Source organism: Desulforapulum autotrophicum HRM2 (assembly GCF_000020365.1).
In the GTDB taxonomy this organism is placed as follows: domain Bacteria; phylum Desulfobacterota; class Desulfobacteria; order Desulfobacterales; family Desulfobacteraceae; genus Desulforapulum; species Desulforapulum autotrophicum.
Genome location: NC_012108.1, coordinates 2,202,771 through 2,218,512, shown reverse-complemented (window position 1 = coordinate 2,218,512; position 15,742 = coordinate 2,202,771). Strand labels below are relative to the sequence as shown.

Annotated in this window: 14 protein-coding genes; 5 read left to right on the top strand and 9 right to left on the bottom strand. The window is 45.5% G+C overall.

Annotated features, from left to right (window positions below; translation table 11 throughout):
* Positions 1 to 59: 59 nt before the first annotated feature.
* The 7 genes from HRM2_RS09765 to HRM2_RS09735 form a co-directional block, all read right to left on the bottom strand.
* Positions 60 to 1,454, bottom strand: coding sequence for a TIGR03013 family XrtA/PEP-CTERM system glycosyltransferase (locus tag HRM2_RS09765; protein WP_015903851.1), 1,395 nt, complete (start codon positions 1,452 to 1,454; stop codon positions 60 to 62).
* Between the two features lie 36 nt (positions 1,455 to 1,490).
* Complete coding sequence (locus HRM2_RS09760) at positions 1,491 to 2,348, bottom strand: polysaccharide biosynthesis tyrosine autokinase (RefSeq protein WP_015903850.1); 858 nt, start codon at positions 2,346 to 2,348, stop codon at positions 1,491 to 1,493.
* Between the two features lie 35 nt (positions 2,349 to 2,383).
* Positions 2,384 to 4,030: a GumC family protein gene (locus HRM2_RS09755; RefSeq protein ID WP_015903849.1), complete on the bottom strand. Its 1,647-nt coding sequence runs from the start codon at positions 4,028 to 4,030 to the stop codon at positions 2,384 to 2,386.
* A 414-nt stretch (positions 4,031 to 4,444) separates the two neighbouring features.
* Positions 4,445 to 4,888 carry a hypothetical protein gene (locus HRM2_RS09750; RefSeq protein WP_015903848.1) on the bottom strand — a complete coding sequence of 148 codons (444 nt, stop codon included), beginning with the start codon at positions 4,886 to 4,888 and terminating at the stop codon, positions 4,445 to 4,447.
* Entirely contained in the window at positions 4,885 to 5,670 is a 786-nt protein-coding gene (locus tag HRM2_RS09745) for a response regulator (RefSeq protein WP_015903847.1), read from the bottom strand. The genes HRM2_RS09750 and HRM2_RS09745 overlap by 4 nt, the downstream gene beginning before the upstream one ends.
* A 203-nt stretch (positions 5,671 to 5,873) precedes the next feature.
* Entirely contained in the window at positions 5,874 to 6,251 is a 378-nt protein-coding gene (locus HRM2_RS09740) for a hypothetical protein (RefSeq protein ID WP_015903846.1), read from the bottom strand.
* Between the two features lie 19 nt (positions 6,252 to 6,270).
* Entirely contained in the window at positions 6,271 to 7,146 is an 876-nt protein-coding gene (locus HRM2_RS09735; protein ID WP_232364240.1) for a pyruvate, water dikinase regulatory protein, read from the bottom strand.
* Positions 7,147 to 7,305: 159 nt separating this feature from the next.
* Here HRM2_RS09735 and HRM2_RS09730 point away from each other — a divergent pair, with 159 nt between their 5' ends.
* A complete protein-coding gene (locus HRM2_RS09730; protein WP_015903844.1) occupies positions 7,306 to 7,737 on the top strand; it encodes a hypothetical protein in 432 nt (143 codons plus the stop codon).
* 70 nt (positions 7,738 to 7,807) lie between these two features.
* Here HRM2_RS09730 and HRM2_RS09725 read toward each other — a convergent pair whose 3' ends face one another.
* A complete protein-coding gene (locus HRM2_RS09725; RefSeq protein WP_015903843.1) occupies positions 7,808 to 8,164 on the bottom strand; it encodes a peptide chain release factor family protein in 357 nt (118 codons plus the stop codon).
* 86 nt (positions 8,165 to 8,250) lie between these two features.
* Here HRM2_RS09725 and HRM2_RS27045 point away from each other — a divergent pair, with 86 nt between their 5' ends.
* The 4 genes from HRM2_RS27045 to HRM2_RS09710 all read left to right on the top strand — a co-directional run bounded on the left by HRM2_RS27045 (position 8,251) and on the right by HRM2_RS09710 (position 13,573).
* A complete protein-coding gene (locus HRM2_RS27045; RefSeq protein WP_187149354.1) occupies positions 8,251 to 8,406 on the top strand; it encodes a hypothetical protein in 156 nt (51 codons plus the stop codon).
* A 10-nt stretch (positions 8,407 to 8,416) separates the two neighbouring features.
* Entirely contained in the window at positions 8,417 to 9,580 is a 1,164-nt protein-coding gene (locus tag HRM2_RS09720; RefSeq protein ID WP_015903841.1) for an ATP-binding protein, read from the top strand.
* A 1-nt stretch (position 9,581) separates the two neighbouring features.
* Positions 9,582 to 11,000, top strand: a complete 1,419-nt coding sequence (locus tag HRM2_RS09715) for a sigma-54-dependent transcriptional regulator (RefSeq protein WP_049770430.1) — start codon at positions 9,582 to 9,584, stop codon at positions 10,998 to 11,000.
* Positions 11,001 to 11,209: 209 nt separating this feature from the next.
* A complete protein-coding gene (locus HRM2_RS09710) occupies positions 11,210 to 13,573 on the top strand; it encodes a tetratricopeptide repeat protein (RefSeq protein ID WP_015903839.1) in 2,364 nt (787 codons plus the stop codon).
* 206 nt (positions 13,574 to 13,779) lie between these two features.
* Here the strand turns inward: HRM2_RS09710 and HRM2_RS09705 are convergent, their stop codons facing one another.
* Complete coding sequence (locus HRM2_RS09705) at positions 13,780 to 14,634, bottom strand: PEP-CTERM sorting domain-containing protein (RefSeq protein ID WP_015903838.1); 855 nt, start codon at positions 14,632 to 14,634, stop codon at positions 13,780 to 13,782.
* Between the last annotated feature and the right edge of the window lie 1,108 nt (positions 14,635 to 15,742).

Below are 15,742 nucleotides of genomic sequence, written 5' to 3'. Positions count from 1 at the left end.
CCGCTTCCTTGATTACAAGTTATATTTTTACAACCAGATTTTAACGACCAAAACTGATACTACCTTGATCCGCGCCCGAACACCACTGTTTTTATGGTACGGAGCACGATCATCACATCAAACATAATGGACATGTTTTTAATATAAAAAAGATCGTAATTCAACTTTTCAATGGCATCATCCACGGAGGCGCCATAGGCGTAGGAAACCTGAGCCCACCCGGTTATACCGGGTTTCACCACAAAGCGCTCCCCATAATAGGGAATTTTTTCTTCAAGCTCATCCGTAAAGTGCTTTCGTTCCGGCCTTGGACCGACAAAACTCATGTTTCCCTTGAATACATTCCACACCTGGGGGATTTCATCAATGCGAAACTTTCGGATGACCCTGCCCACGCGGGTAATTCTGGAATCATTGTCCAGTGCCCATACGGGTCCGCTCTTCTTTTCTGCATCCTCAACCATGGAACGAAATTTGTACATCATATACTGTTTGCGCCCCTGGCCCACCCGGTCCTGGCAGAAGAGTATGGGACCCCTTGAGTCAATTTTAATTAAAAGCGCCACAACCAGAAGGGGAAAAAAAAGCAACACCAGCAGGACGACGGAAAAAATAATATCACCCATACGCTTTAAGGCCATTCGAAATGTCGAACGTTTAAACCCGTCTGAAAAAATCAGCCACGAGGGATTTATTTTGGTAACAAGGAGTTTTCCCGTGAGAAGTTCATAAAAGGAATTGCCTTCGAGCACCTCGATCCCAGCTGTTTTGCAGGTAAGAAGCTCCCTGGCCGGAAAGGTGCCCCGGCTGTCCTTTAACGCAGCAATCACCTTATTAATACCCAGGTCAAAAATCGTCCGGCACAGATGGTCCCTGTCACTTTTGACGATTAATGAGTCAGGAACCTTGCCCGACAGACAGTCTTCCCCATCAAACGGGACAATGGCTGCAACGGTATATCCGCAGTCGATCTTATCCTGGACCTCGTTAAAGATATCCACTGCAAGATCACTTGCACCCAGGATCAGTACTTTTTCATTGTAGAACCCCTGGTTCAGCACATAAATATAAAAGATCCGCCACCCAATGATCAGCACCAGAAGAAACAGGATGCTCAGGATAAAGGCTCCCTGGCCAATGATCACAAGGGGAAAAAAATAGTAGATAACGGCAAGAACAATGGCGGTTATCCCCAGGGACTGGAGAAGCCGGATGGAAATTTCAGAGACTGAAGATGCCACCTGGAAATCATAGAGATCATTGTAGTACAAGGATATCTGACAGACCAGGGTGACAAGGGCGACCCTCACAACCAGCATCAGGTCAAACAGATAGGAGTTGGAACGGGTCAAAAGAACGGTGGCAATTAAAACAGAGCCAAAAATCACAAGCCCTTCGACCATGAAAAAAAGGATGTTCCTGAGAGGGTAGTATTGTTTGAAAAGCCTCAGCATTGTTTGGTCACTTCTTTGCTCCACCTAAAAAAATCGTTATTTATACTCGTATTTTTTGAACCCGTGCCTGGCGTCCGCAAAATTTTTCACAACTCCGAGAATTTTTTCTTTTCCATAGGTATCAATGAGATCCTGAACATCGGACCGTTTGGTCTTTCCTGCTTTAACCACAATGATAATCCCGTCCACCTGTCGTGCCAGGGCATTGGCTTCAGCAGTGAGATAGGGAGGCGGTGAATCAATGATAATATATCGATCCTCATACCTGCCTTTGACTTCCTGGAGAAGGCGTCTCATCTGTTCAGACGAGATGAGCTCGGACGGGTTGGCAGGCGGTTTTCCTGCCGGAAGCAGGGAAAGCTTATCAATGGCTGTTTTCCTTAAAATTGAGCCAAGGGATTTTCCCGCCCTAAGGTATTCGCTTAATCCGGGAATATCTGAAAACCCGAATCTTGTGTGCAGGGATGGCAGCCTTAAATCACAGTCAATGAGCAGCACATGCTCATCAATGCTTTTTGCGATACTGATGGCAATATTGCTTGCCACAAAAGATTTTCCCTCCCCCGGGGCAGTGCTGGTAACCATGATGGTCCGGGGAGGTATTCCCGTTTTAGGAAAAAGAATGGTTGTTTTTAATATCCGGAACTGTTCGGCCTCAGACGAATGGGGTTTGAGGTGGGTAACGAGGCTTTTGTCCAGACTTTGGGGCAATTCAATGGTCTGTGGGTCTTCTTGCACATGTGCCCCTGTTTCCGGCGACTCATCTCCCCGGCTGTTTTCCTCACCAGCAGTATCATCCTGCAGGTCATCTTCCCTGCTGTCGTTTTCAACAACAGCAGAATCGCCCATATCGATCTCTTTGGATTTTTCCAGTGCCTTAAATATCTTTCCCAAAATGCAAACCCCTGAATTAGTTGTTTATAACTGGATCAGCCATTTATAAATGATTTAATAAAATTAACAACCCGGTCCAGGCCCTTGTCATTGAGAACGATAAATGCGGCGAGCATAACAAGTGCATAGGTTGCCGCTAATGAAAGAAAAATCATTTCCAGTCGTTTTTTTAACCGATCCCCCGGGTTTTTCAGGGGAGGAATAGATGCAAGGACCAAAAGCCCAAGCTTCTCAATATCCTCATCCCTGCGTATGGAAAAATCCAACACCTCAAGCAAAAAAATTATGCCACCGGCAACGCCCAGGCCAGCGGCCAGGGAAAAAACAAGCATCTTCCTGACATCCGGGGATATGGGTTTTTCAGGAATTCGGGCATGGTCAAGGATTCTGAACTGCTCGCCCTTTTGCTTTTTTTCCATATTAACGGAAAGCTCTGCCTCAAGCTTTCTGTCCAGCAGAGAGTTGAAAACACTCTGAATATTGGCATAGTCTCGCTTAAGGGAAAGAAGGTCCTGTTCCTTCTTGGGGGTATCTTCCACCCGTTTCTGGTAAACCACCATTTTTTCCTGGATGGATTTGATTTCAGCGTTAAGGGCCTGAATCTCCCGGTTCATCTGGGCAAGCTGGGTCTTCTGCTGCATGACAGCAAAGTTCATTCCAGGCTCAACCACATCAAGGTTCTCCGTTTCCAGGGGTTCAAGCGTTTCTGCAGCCTCCTGGGCCTGGGCGGCTTCAATTTTGGCGCGAAGCTTTTCAATCACGGCCTCAAGCCGTCTCACATCCGGATGCTGCCGGGTGTACCGGAGGAGCATGGCGTCAAGGCGTTTTTCCGCCTCGGCAAGCGTTGCCTCGTCCTCCCCACCCATGCCAACTTCTTCGCCAAAATCGGAAAAATCAAATTGATCATCCATTCCCTGGGAACCCATTTTACTGGCTTGTGCTATCTGGGCGCTAAGGGTGTTGATGGCATTTTTCGCATCCCTGAGCATGGCCTGCTTGTCAGTGAGCTGCAGTTGCAACCGATCCAGGGTTCTGAGATTGGAATCCAGCTCATCAGGCAGTCCGCCCATATTTTTCGCCCGGTAGGACGATAACTGCTCTTCCCGGTCAACCAGTTTTTTTCGAGTTTTTTCAAGTTCGGCATCCAGAAATTCGCTGGTTCCAATGGCCTGTGCTTCGCGCAATTTAAGATTCTCATCCATGAAAAAGCTGGTCAGGGTGTTGGTAATCCGCATGACCTTGTCAGGATCACTTCCCTTGTAGGAAATGGTAAAGGCATCGGCACCGGACCTCGCACTGGAAAGGGTGACCTTGATGCGTTTGCGCATGGCCTCAATCTTATCTTCCAGATACATGTCCTTGGCCCCTTCTTCCTCAAAAAGCCCGAACTGATCAATAATCTTTTCAAGATTACTCATACTCATAATCTGCTGGGAAATGGTACTGATTCTTGAACTGATGCCGCTTGACACAATGGATTTCACATAATTTCCCGGAACGGTCTGGGCCTGGACCAGGATGGAGGTCTCGGCCATATAGGTTCTAGGGCTGGTCAGGGCAAGGTATAATCCAACAGTCAACGTAATGCAAAGGGGAATGACTATGATCCATCGTCTCCTGATCAGGATATCGATGATCTGGGCGGGTGTTATGGGTAGCTGATTTTGTTGAATTTGCTGCATTCGTATTATCCCGTCCGTTACGGTTTAGAAAGAAAACTCGCGTTTTTTTTACCCTCTTACCAATGGATTGTCAACAGATATCCATATTCCGATAACCGTTGTTGAAACCAATGAGTGGATATAAAGCAATTTTAATGCCAATGATTTAATTGTAAAAACAAAAAGGATGTTTATTGTGTTCAACCTTCTGAAAGGATATAAGAAAGGGCTGTTTAATTATAAATAATTTCTATATATAAAATATCTTAATTCACTAAAGAATATAACCTTTTTTACATAATTTATCATTTTAGTTCTTACTTGTTTACAAAAATAAGCCCCCCTCTGACAAAAATGAGCCATTAGAGGAGTCAATCACTATCAATTCAGTACTGGCATCCTAAACCCCATAAGGAATTGTAGCTGTTTACGGAATCAATCAATATCTATCCAGTACTGAGTCCAGTCACAGCGCTCCTTGTAGGGATAACGCATGAGTTCAGGGGCAAGGATGGTGAAATCCTGTTTTTTGACGACAAAGAATCCGACCTTTTCTTGCCCCATGAGTTTCCTGATACCCACGGCAGTATAAAGATGTTCGTGTTTGTTGTCCACAAAACAATCAACAGCGCCCGTGACAATCAAAAGATCCCCCTCGTGAACGGCGTCAAACAGGTTGATCATGGTGATCTCAAAGGGCTTACCGTTAAAAGGACTGACTGCGCCGGTGCGGGTCAACTCGCAACGGATAAAATTGGTAAAACACATGCGGGTGCGCTCATACTCCGAAATCTCAGCAGCCCAGAGACTGGATGCCATGAAGACAACGACCATGGCCATGACGATTCTTCTAAACAGTGAATGCAATATGAAATTCATGCCCGTTCCTTTAGCAAGGTCAGGATTGTCTTGGGAAGCTCCCGGAGAACAACGGGTTTGACCACCACGGAATCAGCCCCTGCAAAACGCGCTGCTGCATTTTTTTCCTTGGTCGTATCACCATAGGGTGTTCCTATAATGACAGGCAGGGCAGGCACCCTGTGAAGAATATTCCTGACAAGCTGGGTGCCGCTGATGCCAGAAAGGGTGGTAATGACCATGCAAAACTTATCCGGCTGCATGCGAAACATTAAAAGCGCATCCGTGTCATTGCTGCAAATGGTCACAGGAAATCCTAAATCCCTGACAATAAGATCAATCAGTTCCCTTCTTTTTTCGTTGGCATCCACAATCAGAACGTGGCGTTTGCCTGTAAATGCAGGACCGGGTTCGGCATTGATCCCGGGGGATTGCCATTGTTTGCCGTCAATGGGATAGATCCGGGTCACGTCAATGGCCTGGGCCTTTGACATCCTGAAGGCATCGTCATCTGCTTCAGGCACCCGCACCAGAAGCCGATTCGTACGGCTCAGCCATGCCCTGAGCCAGCTTCTGTACTGAAAATCATCCCCCTCAAGGATCAGCAGCCTGGATCCCAGATCAGAGTTAACCTGGATGGTATGAAAGACACGTCGACTGTTACCATCATCAACTGCCTGCTCCCGGTAATTTTCCGAAACAACGTCCACCATATAATCTCTGGCTGTTGCCCTGCTTTCAGCAAGGAACAGCAGGCAACCAGCAAACAGACAAACAACAATTATGGTCAGAATCCTTTTCATATTGATTTCTCCATCTTTGAATCCATGGGGTCAGACTTGAATTGTCGTCATTATTGGTGTTGCAAACCCCATATTTCACATCCATCGACAGCAAACAAAGACAACTTGAATCACGAAAAGGAGTTAAGGCTTCTGATCAGACTAAAATTTTCCAAAATATGGATAGGATTTTTAAATCGTATTAAATGCGCGTTACTGGAAGCCTATACCAGAAAGAGAAGAATGCTGCAGATACCGGCAAATGACAAAAGCCCCATGACCACAAGCCCGAAACGGCTTGAATCGGTTCGTCTTCTTGCCCTGACAACCCCAAGGATCAGACCCAGGCTGCTGGCAACAATGCCAGCCATGGTGATCCACAAAAGGTAATGGACAAACTCAAGGTCCCAGCAGGTCCTGATATCAAGGTGATAGCACCTGTCAAAAAAGCTCTCAAACTGTGGCTTGGCCCGCTCAGCAACAACCAGGATAAGCACCATCACAGCCCAGGCGAGCACATTAAAAACAGCCAGGGCCCTTGCCAGAAGATCAGCACCGCCCCGGCGGTCTTTGATATTATCGGTATGTTCAGATCTCTTCATCTGATTTACAATCTGAAACTCACCGTTTGTGGGCTTCGGCCTTGAATCGGCGTGTGATCATCTCAATGATCTCCTCGGCGCTCGTCTCAATGGGCTTGTTGCTTACATCTATCATGGAATACCCCTGGGTAAGGTAGTAGCGCCTGGCAGCCTCGATCTCCAGGGAAATATCTTTTTTTGAGGTATAGGCGTACATGTCCGAAGTGCCAAGGTTATCCTGACGCATCTTTCGATGGGCCTTGAGCTGGTCAAGGTTGATGTTAAGGGCAATGATACGTCTTCGATCGATGCGTTTGAGCACCTCGGGCATGGGCACTCCGATCACCAGGGGCACATTGGCAACCTTCCAGCCCATCACTGCCATATACATGGAAAGGGGGGTCTTCCCGGCCCGGGAGAGCCCGACCATAACAATCTCAGCCTCTGCAAGGTCCTCATGGTTCATGCCGTCATCATGGGCAAGGGCAAACTCGATGGCCGTCACCTGGGCAAGATCCACATGATGGATCTTCCGGTATAGCCCGGGCTGCTCAAGGGGGGCATCATCGAGAAAACTCTCGATCTTGGAGAGTACTGGCCCCATGAGGTCAATGGTGCCAATCTCCTGGGCCATCCCCCTGAAGGTCAGAAAATGCCTCAGGTCTCGATTAACAATGGTATGAACAATGAGGCTGTCCGTTGCCTTGGCCTTTTCAATAATATCCTCGACCTGGGATTCGGTCCTGATGTGGGGGACCTTTACAACGGTGATGTCGTTCCCGGGGAACTGAACAAGAACGCTCTGGATCAGGTGGTAGGCATTGATCCCCTCCCCACACGAGACAATATAGATCATATGAAATTTCTTGCTCAGGATATCTTCGGTCAGGCCCATTGTTTTTCCTTTTTTTTTCACAATTTCAGTGTTATTTAATAGATTTATTATAAAACGCTTACCGAGGCATTGCAAACAGAGGCGTTTTATCATTTGTTGTGGCCAGGGCAGATACCGTGCTTCTGCCATACCGATTTATACCTTAGACCGAACCTTTAAATCAACCCATGGAAGACAGATATGACACATTTAGACCGGGGACATTACGCAAAAAAACATTCAAATATCGAAATTAATCCCGAGGTGAGGGCACTGCTTGAAGCAGAGGCCAAGCAGGATCAGATCACCTGCGCTGCATTGCACGGGGTTGCAAAGAAACTCGGAATCACACCAGCCGAGGCAGGTGCCCAGGCAGATCTTCTGGAACTGAGGCTGATCCGCTGCTCCCTTGGCCTGTTCGGCTATGGCAAGGGGGTTAAGCTGATTCAGCCGGTAGATGCCATTCCAGAGGATCTTGAAAATCTGCTGGATCAGGCTGCAGATAACGGCAGAATTGCCTGCTATGACTGCTGGCGCATTGCAAAGGAACTCAAGCTCAAGCGGGTTGAAGTATCTTCAGCCTGTGAGTTCAAGGGGTTGCGCATCCGGCCCTGCCAGCTCGGGGCTTTTTAATGGCATGATACGGGGACTGATACGAAATCAGATTCGACGGGACCAAATACGACAGAATCGGCCACCCCAGCTATCCATGCTTCTGCCTGGACCGTTTTTTTCTTTTTTGCTTCTGTTTGATGCGCCGCTGGACCGTTGGATCAACCCCGGTCCTGCCTTCCATGCCTGTCATGCAGGCCTCAATCCTGTCAACCAGACGGCGAAGGGCAAGGAAACGGTTCAGGTGCTGGGAACGTTCCGACCCGCACTTCACGGTTATTCCAGTGGGCAAATGACGCAGAAAAACAGCCACCGAAGTCTTGTTCACCTTCTGCCCGCCCCTTCCCGAACCCTTGACAAACTTTTCCTCAATATCCGCTTTGTTTATGCCAAGGTCCTTGATCCGCCGCTCAAGGGCCTTGAGTTTCTCGATGCCGGGCCCCACCATTAGTCTCCTTTTTTACACGTTGACTTGATTTCCTATCCCATATTATATTTAATTCTTTCACACAAGGGGAGTTATAAACACAAAAAATGGCTTCAAACAAATACACATGCAACGAGTACCGCCAGGAAATGATCCTCATGGCCCTTAAACGACGCCTTGCCACATCAACCCTGACCCCCAAGGAAGAACAGGAACTCAAGGCCGAAATCCAGCGCATACAAGAATCCATGGGCATGGACTAGGAGGAATTCTGTGGACCAGCTTGTCAACAGCATGGACCTTCCTCTTTTTTTGATCAATGGCTGCGGAACCGTTCTCAGGGCTAACCGGTCCGCCATGGAGCGATACGGGTTTAAACAGGGGGATTTGGGCACCACAACCATATGGGAACACATCCCCTTTACCCTTGCCGCTGAATGGAAAAAAGAAATAGCCAAGGTGATCCGAAAACGTGCCACCCGCAGCTTTCAGTTCGACCAAGGCGATCGAATCAAGGAATTGTCGGTGTGGCCCGCCTTTGATGACAACCAAAGACTCAACGGCTTTGCCTTGATGGAAAAAGATATCACTGAAAACATCCGGGCCCTGGAATTGCACCGCAAGTTCCAGGATAAAAATGAGTGCACGGACCAGCAGATGCACCACGCCTCAACCCTCATCAATCTTGGCACCCTGGTGGCCGGCATGGCCCATGAGATCAGCAACCCCAACGCATTTATCACAACCAATGCACCGTTGCTCGAACGGCTCTGGGGCGACCTTGCAGAAACCATTGACGATCGGCTGCAGAACCCGGATCTTGTGGCCGGAGGGTTGACGGCCAGCGAAATAAAAGAAATTGTTCCCAAACTGCTGCAGGGCATCACCGACGGGGCCCGCCGCATCGACACCATTGTCAAAAGCCTTCGATCATTCTCCCGGCCCGATCCCCATGCCGCCTTTGTGCCGGTTTGTCTGAACAGCGTCATCCAGACAGCGCTGATCTTCCTGACCAATGAGATCCAAAAATCCACCCATCATTTTTATACACATCTTGACAAGTCCCCTGCCCCCATTGCAGGCATTCCCCAACGCCTGGAGCAGGTGGTCATCAATCTGGTTCTCAACGCCTGCCAGGCCCTGACCCATGAGGACCAGCAGATTACCCTTGAAACGCAAACCAGGCGTTCAGCAAAATCAGGCAAGACGGATGTGATATTTAAGGTGATTGACCAGGGGTGCGGTATTGACCCCCAGACCCTGGAACGAATTTATGACCCGTTTTTCACCACAAAGGCAGCAATCAAGGGCACGGGCCTTGGGCTCACCATCACCCAAAAAATCGTAAAAGAGCACCATGGCTGGATCGAATTTCACTCTGAACCCGGAACCGGCACCTCGGTTGTTGTTGGATTTCCTGCCATGGAAGGAGATTAATTTGACAAAATTTGTTCTTATTGTGGACGATGAGGCCCATATCCTGACCGGTTTTTCAACGGAACTCAAGTACAACGGCATCAAAAACATCATCACCTGCGATGCATCGTCAAAGGTCATGGAAATCCTGGACCAGAACGATGTGGGCATGGTCTTTCTCGACCTTATGATGCCGGAAATTTCAGGCCGGGAGATCCTTGCCCGGATAACCGAGCACCACCCCCACATACCCGTGGTGGTGGTCACGGCCTCAAGCGATGTTGACACGGCCGTTGCCTGCATGAGACAGGGCGCCCATGATTTCTTGTCAAAACCCGTGGAACCCGGGCGGCTCGCCTCGGTGTGCCGGCACACCATGGAATATGCTGAAATGAAATTTGAGATAAACCGCCTCAGCACCACCCTCCTTGACAGTGAAAGGGGAATCTCAAAAGCCTTTGATCCCATTGTCACCCGCAACAAGGCAATGGAATCCATATTCAGGTATGTGGAGTCCATTGCCTCCACCTCCCAGCCTTTGTTCATCACCGGTGAAACCGGTACGGGCAAGGACCTGATTGCCAGGGCCGCCCATGAAATCAGCCAGCGCCAGGGCAAGTTTGTCAAAATCAATGCAGCAGGACTTGACGACGCCATGTTTTCCGACACCCTGTTCGGCCATGCAAAGGGCGCCTACACAGGGGCAGACAGTGTACGGCCCGGGCTTGTGAAAAAGGCGGGCAACGGCACCCTGTTCCTTGACGAAATAGGGGATCTTTCAGTCTCCTCCCAGGTTAAACTTCTGGGCCTTATCCAGGACCGGGAATACCTCAGAACCGGCGACGACCGGACCCGGTACTCAGATGCCAGGATCATTGCGGCAACCAACCTTGACTCGAAAGATCTGAGCAACAGCAAAAAATTCAGGCGGGATCTTTACTTCAGGCTCATGACCCACCACGTCCACCTGCCGCCCCTGAGAAATCGACCCGAAGACATTGCCCCCCTGGTCAATCATTTTGTTCAAAAAGCCTGCCAGACCCTGGATCGCGACCCACCGGCCGTGGATAATCGTATTTTTAAACGGCTCATTGTCTACCCGTTTCCAGGAAACGTCAGGGAGCTTGAGGCCATGGTGTTTGATGGGGTGTCAACCTGCATGGGCAACACCCTTGACCTGCAAATTTTTGAACACCACATGGCATCGGCCATCAATGGGTCCACACCCGGACAAACGGGTTCAGACCTGTCACCCCCGGCCTCTTCCCTGGTAGACTTTTCCACATTTTCGATCCTGCCCACCCTGAAACAGGCCTGCGACCTGCTGGTAAACGAGGCCATTCAAAGATCTGGAGGCAACCAGGCCATGGCGGCCAGAATGCTTGGCATCTCGCGCCAGGCCTTGAACAGGCGCATCAAACAACGGGCCGGGCCCTTTTAGGAGACGACCTGGAAATATCCTTTTTAAAATTTTCCAGCGCTTCAAAATAATTTTTAACGCATTAACAGTATGCACTTGCCTTGGAGTTTCGAGGTTGATATTTTGAAAAATACGTATATACATCAGGATTATATGTTGTTGATTGGGCCAAAAGACAATTGCCTCCCATGGGGCAGGCATAAAAACCAATATAACCATAGGGTTTAATAATGAAATTATTTACCACTGGAAGAACTTTCTTAGGTCTGTCTTTAATCTGCATTCTGACCGTTTCATGCCTGTTCTCATGTTCAAACGATAAAAAAAACACTCAAAATCATTTTAATGCTGCGGTGGCTTATCTTGCAGAAAACAAATTAAAAGAAGCCGAAATCGAATTTAGAAATGTCATACAAAAAGAGCCGAGCAATGATGAAGCTTACCTCAAGTTGAGTGAGGTATACAGAAAGCTGGAAAAACCGAAGAATGAGCTTGTGGCACTGATTAATGCAACGACCATCAATCCAGATAACATGGATGCACAATTCAGACTCGGGCAGGTGTTTATTTTAGGCAGGCAGACCAAAAAAGCTCGAGAAACGGCGCAAAACATACTGGCAAAACAACCGGAAAATACTAAAGCGCTTCACCTATTGGCAACCGCACAGGTTCAGGAAAGAAACATTGATGCTGCTATCAAAACATTAGATAAAGCAATTAGCATAGAACCTGGCAACGCCCATCTCTACGCGTTCCTCGGATTTTTATTCTATTATGACAAAAATGATTTTGAAAAGTCTGAAGCCGCCTACTTAAAGGCCATCTCGATTGACAATTCCATTGATGAGCCCTATGAGGAACTGCTTGCCATTTATAAAGACAAAAAAATGTTTGAGAAAGCCGAAAGTCTGCTGGTTTATTTAACAAATACACCAAAAAATCATATCCCAAAACTTTCAAAACTGGCTGACTTTTATGCGTCCCGGAATCAGCTAAAAAAAGCAGAAAAAATTTACTTACAAGCCGTACAAGAATCAAACAAAAAAGATTATCTCCCTCTATATAACCTTGGAACATTTTATGTTCGAACCAAAAATTACAAATCCGCTGTAAATTCTTTTAACAAGGTTTTATCAATAAAGAATGACCCGGACATTCGATCTGATCTGGCAAATGTTTATTTTGAACTTAAGGAGTTTGAAAAAGCAAAAGAACAAGCCACCATAATATTAAAAAAAGAATCCAATCATTCCAATGCCAGGTTATTATTAAGCAAACTTTTAATCGAAAAAAAAGAGTACTCAAAGGCACTGGCGAGCCTTGAAGACCTCATCGCCATTGATAATAGTGTTGTTCCCGCCTATTATCTTAAAGCCCTCTGCCTTGTTGAGGAAGATCTTAAGGACCTGCCGGCCCAAGATCTCAAAATGGCTGCATCAGGAACTTTAAGCATTGAAATCTGGAAACGACGCATGGCAATACAAAGCCTTAAACAAGCGATTGAACTTTCACCAGAACATTTCATGGCAAGACTGCTACTGGCAGATTTATATATAAAAGACAATGATCTCAATTTAGCTGACAAACAAATTACCTACGTTTTACAGCTTATGCCTGAAAATTTTAGAGCGCTTTATATGTTTGGCAATTTAAAAATAATGGAAAAAGAATGGAAAACAGCTGAAAAGATATTTTATCAAATTGTTGACCTGTATCCGAAATTTTCACCAGCATATGTAAAACTTGGATTGATATATAATTTAACCAATAAACCATCAAAAGCCATCGAAGACTTCAAAAAAGCACTAACGTTGGAACCGATGAATATGGAAGCGCTCCGCTATCTTATAACCACTTATATGAGTAGCAACCAGCGAGAACTCAGCATCAAAACATTGAGCACTCATTTCAAACATCCTGATCTGACTCCAAGGGCAAAAGGATATATTTATTTCTTATTAGGTAAAATCGCTGTTTCAGACAAATCGATTGATCAGGCAAAGCAATACTTTAATAAGTCCATTAAAACCTATGGAAAGACAACGCCCTCTTACGAAGCCCTGGCAAAATTAGCTGAAATCGAAAACAATAATTTTATGGCCATAAAATATTATGAACTCATTCTTTCCTATGATTCCAGATATTTTCCGGCTTACATGAATTTGAGCCGACTCTATCAATCAAAAAACGATACGAACAAAGCAAAAGAATACCTGACAACTGCTTTAGAAATGAAGGATGATTTACCAACGGCAGCAAATGATCTTGCCTACATCCTGGCCGAAGAAGGCAACGAGTTACAAAAAGCCCTTCACCTGGCACAAATTGCGGAATCACAGACCCCCAACGATCCCAATATCCTGGATACCCTGGGATGGGTTTACTACAAACAAAGAGCGTATGATCTGGCAATTTTCAAACTAACGGAAAGTATTAAACTCAATCCTGACAGCGCCTTTTCACATCTCCATATAGGGTGGGCATATTACGATACTGGCCGATATGAAAAAGCAAGGGAACACATGAAGATCGCCTTGAAATTAAATCCAAACATCAAAGGCGCACGCGAGGCCCGAAATATCATTGGTGAATAAAAGATAGGGAATGCGGTAAAATGATTCCCTTGCGGTTCCGTTATCCATTCCCATTGTCGGTGATGTGTTTAAACATCCAAGCCTATTCAGATTGATAATCACAACCCGAGTAGCGCCAGTTATGCGTTGGGCAAAATAAGAAAAGGCAGGGTAGAAGATTTCCTCTGACCCTGCCTTTAAAAGAAACGCTAAATTATGTACAAACCTTATATTTGTTTTCTTTTTCTGCCAATCCTTGCAATACCCAAAAGTCCAAATCCGAACAGCATCATTGTAGCAGGTTCTGGAGTATGACTAAGTGAAACACCAATATGCCATTGCTCTACCTCGCCCTGCCAATAATTTCCGGTTGCAGCAAACATGTTCTCGTAGCTTGTCCACCACGACGTAGATTCACGATCATTCCACTCAAATTGATCGTCGTCGCTAAAGAATCTCGACTTACTGTTTTCCTTATAATATCTATAAAGCAATGATTCACTGCAAGTAACTCTGGCTCTCAAATAAAAACCATCAAGATTTGAAGAATCAATTGTGAAACTTTGCGAGGTAAAAAAGTTTGGATTAACGGGAGTAACATATGATGTAGATGGATTTGTTGATACAGTTTCGTTGTCCGTTAGTTTTCTTTCTAAATAAGCAATTTGATCAGTATTGTCATACGTACCATCATTATCCCAGTCAACCCAGGCCTTCAGATGGTCTGCGTAGTGGGTGCCAATAAAATCTTTATGCATATTGAATTGAAAAGTTACTGTATCACCTACGTATAAATCCTCATGACCCCAAGTTTCACCACCATCTCTGCTCCAAAAAACACCATATTCGTCGGTTTTTTCATTATCCACATTATAAGTGTCAAGTGCCTGCCAGGCAGTAGTCTCATGTGTTGCATCACCATAAATAGTATCAGTAGTTCTGCTCTCGTAACTATCCCCATCCCATTGAGTAACAGAATAACTTGTGGCAGCATAAGCATTCGTAAAACACAGAAGCGCAAAAACTCCGAACAACCCAATTGCAGATAGAATTTTCAAAATCTGTCGTTTTCCTGTTTTCATATAAAATCCTCTCCATATTATTAATTATTTTTTTTATTTGTTGAGAATATTATGAAAGCAAATTTAATGCCAGAAAGCATACATAATCGTGTGAGATTCAAGTCAGACCCACAGATTCTGAGCTGCATTTTACACCGAATAAACTCGGATTCTACCACTTGGCAGCCTTTTCACAAAAAAAACGCTCTGAAAAAACCAGACAATTTTAAAATTATTTTTTTGAATTCAATTCAAAATTTTATCATAATTTTATTTGGATAGGGTCTTTTTTTGTTTTGGTTTAAACTGTTTTTGACCGCAAATGAGATTTTTTTACGCATTTTATGGGAATTTTTTTTCACAATTATGATTTTTTTTCAGATACCTCATTTTTGTAACCACATTCCATGCGATCGCGGGGGGACTGGTATACAATCATTTCATCCACACCACATAATACTTTAGGAAAACCACAAAAAGTTTCCGGATCATCCAGGGGAGGCGAACGAAATTGCGTTTAAGTTGCTGAATTTTCAGTGTGTTGCAACCCCTTTTTGAAGAAGTTAATATTAATTATGGTTTCAGGAGAGTTACCATAAAAAAATTCATACTATAGTGACAAAATAATATTCCATGAACAATCTATGAGTGTCCCTGAGACCCGATTCTCTTGCAAAAAACAAAAAACCCGCCTTCCCAGAGTTTCTGCTCTGAAGAGACGGGTTAAATATTCCAAATTGGTGGAGGCGGCGGGAATTGAATCGGTCTCCCCCCACTTTTGACAAACTATTGACACACAAGGCTTTTCCCTGTTTTACATAACTATTTCAGACAGTTCCAAAACATTCAATACGTTCAATACGTTCAATGGATTCAACCAGAATCCTTCAATTCTACCAGTATTCTACCAGAGTAGTTACCAGACCAATAGACAAATCTCTGCCCTACCCCCCACTTGATACAAACCCTGTCCCATTGTAAAAACAGAAAAAACAAGCAAATCCCAAAAAACAGTTAGAGTGTGGCGCTTCCACCCTAAAGCATTGAAATAACAATGTTATTTTGTAATCACCTCAATAACACAAACCGCTAACAGCATTGATAATCCTATAAATACAGCCTTTTACAG

Coding starts and splice junctions, on each gene's coding strand:
- HRM2_RS09730 (WP_015903844.1), top strand. CDS start 7,306: ATGACACATTTAGACCGGGGACATTACGCAAAAAAACATTCAAATATC.
- HRM2_RS27045 (WP_187149354.1), top strand. CDS start 8,251: ATGGCTTCAAACAAATACACATGCAACGAGTACCGCCAGGAAATGATC.
- HRM2_RS09725 (WP_015903843.1), bottom strand. CDS start 8,164: ATGGTGGGGCCCGGCATCGAGAAACTCAAGGCCCTTGAGCGGCGGATC.
- HRM2_RS09745 (WP_015903847.1), bottom strand. CDS start 5,670: ATGAAAAGGATTCTGACCATAATTGTTGTTTGTCTGTTTGCTGGTTGC.
- HRM2_RS09705 (WP_015903838.1), bottom strand. CDS start 14,634: ATGAAAACAGGAAAACGACAGATTTTGAAAATTCTATCTGCAATTGGG.
- HRM2_RS09710 (WP_015903839.1), top strand. CDS start 11,210: ATGAAATTATTTACCACTGGAAGAACTTTCTTAGGTCTGTCTTTAATC.
- HRM2_RS09750 (WP_015903848.1), bottom strand. CDS start 4,888: ATGAATTTCATATTGCATTCACTGTTTAGAAGAATCGTCATGGCCATG.
- HRM2_RS09755 (WP_015903849.1), bottom strand. CDS start 4,030: ATGCAGCAAATTCAACAAAATCAGCTACCCATAACACCCGCCCAGATC.
- HRM2_RS09740 (WP_015903846.1), bottom strand. CDS start 6,251: ATGAAGAGATCTGAACATACCGATAATATCAAAGACCGCCGGGGCGGT.
- HRM2_RS09765 (WP_015903851.1), bottom strand. CDS start 1,454: ATGCTGAGGCTTTTCAAACAATACTACCCTCTCAGGAACATCCTTTTT.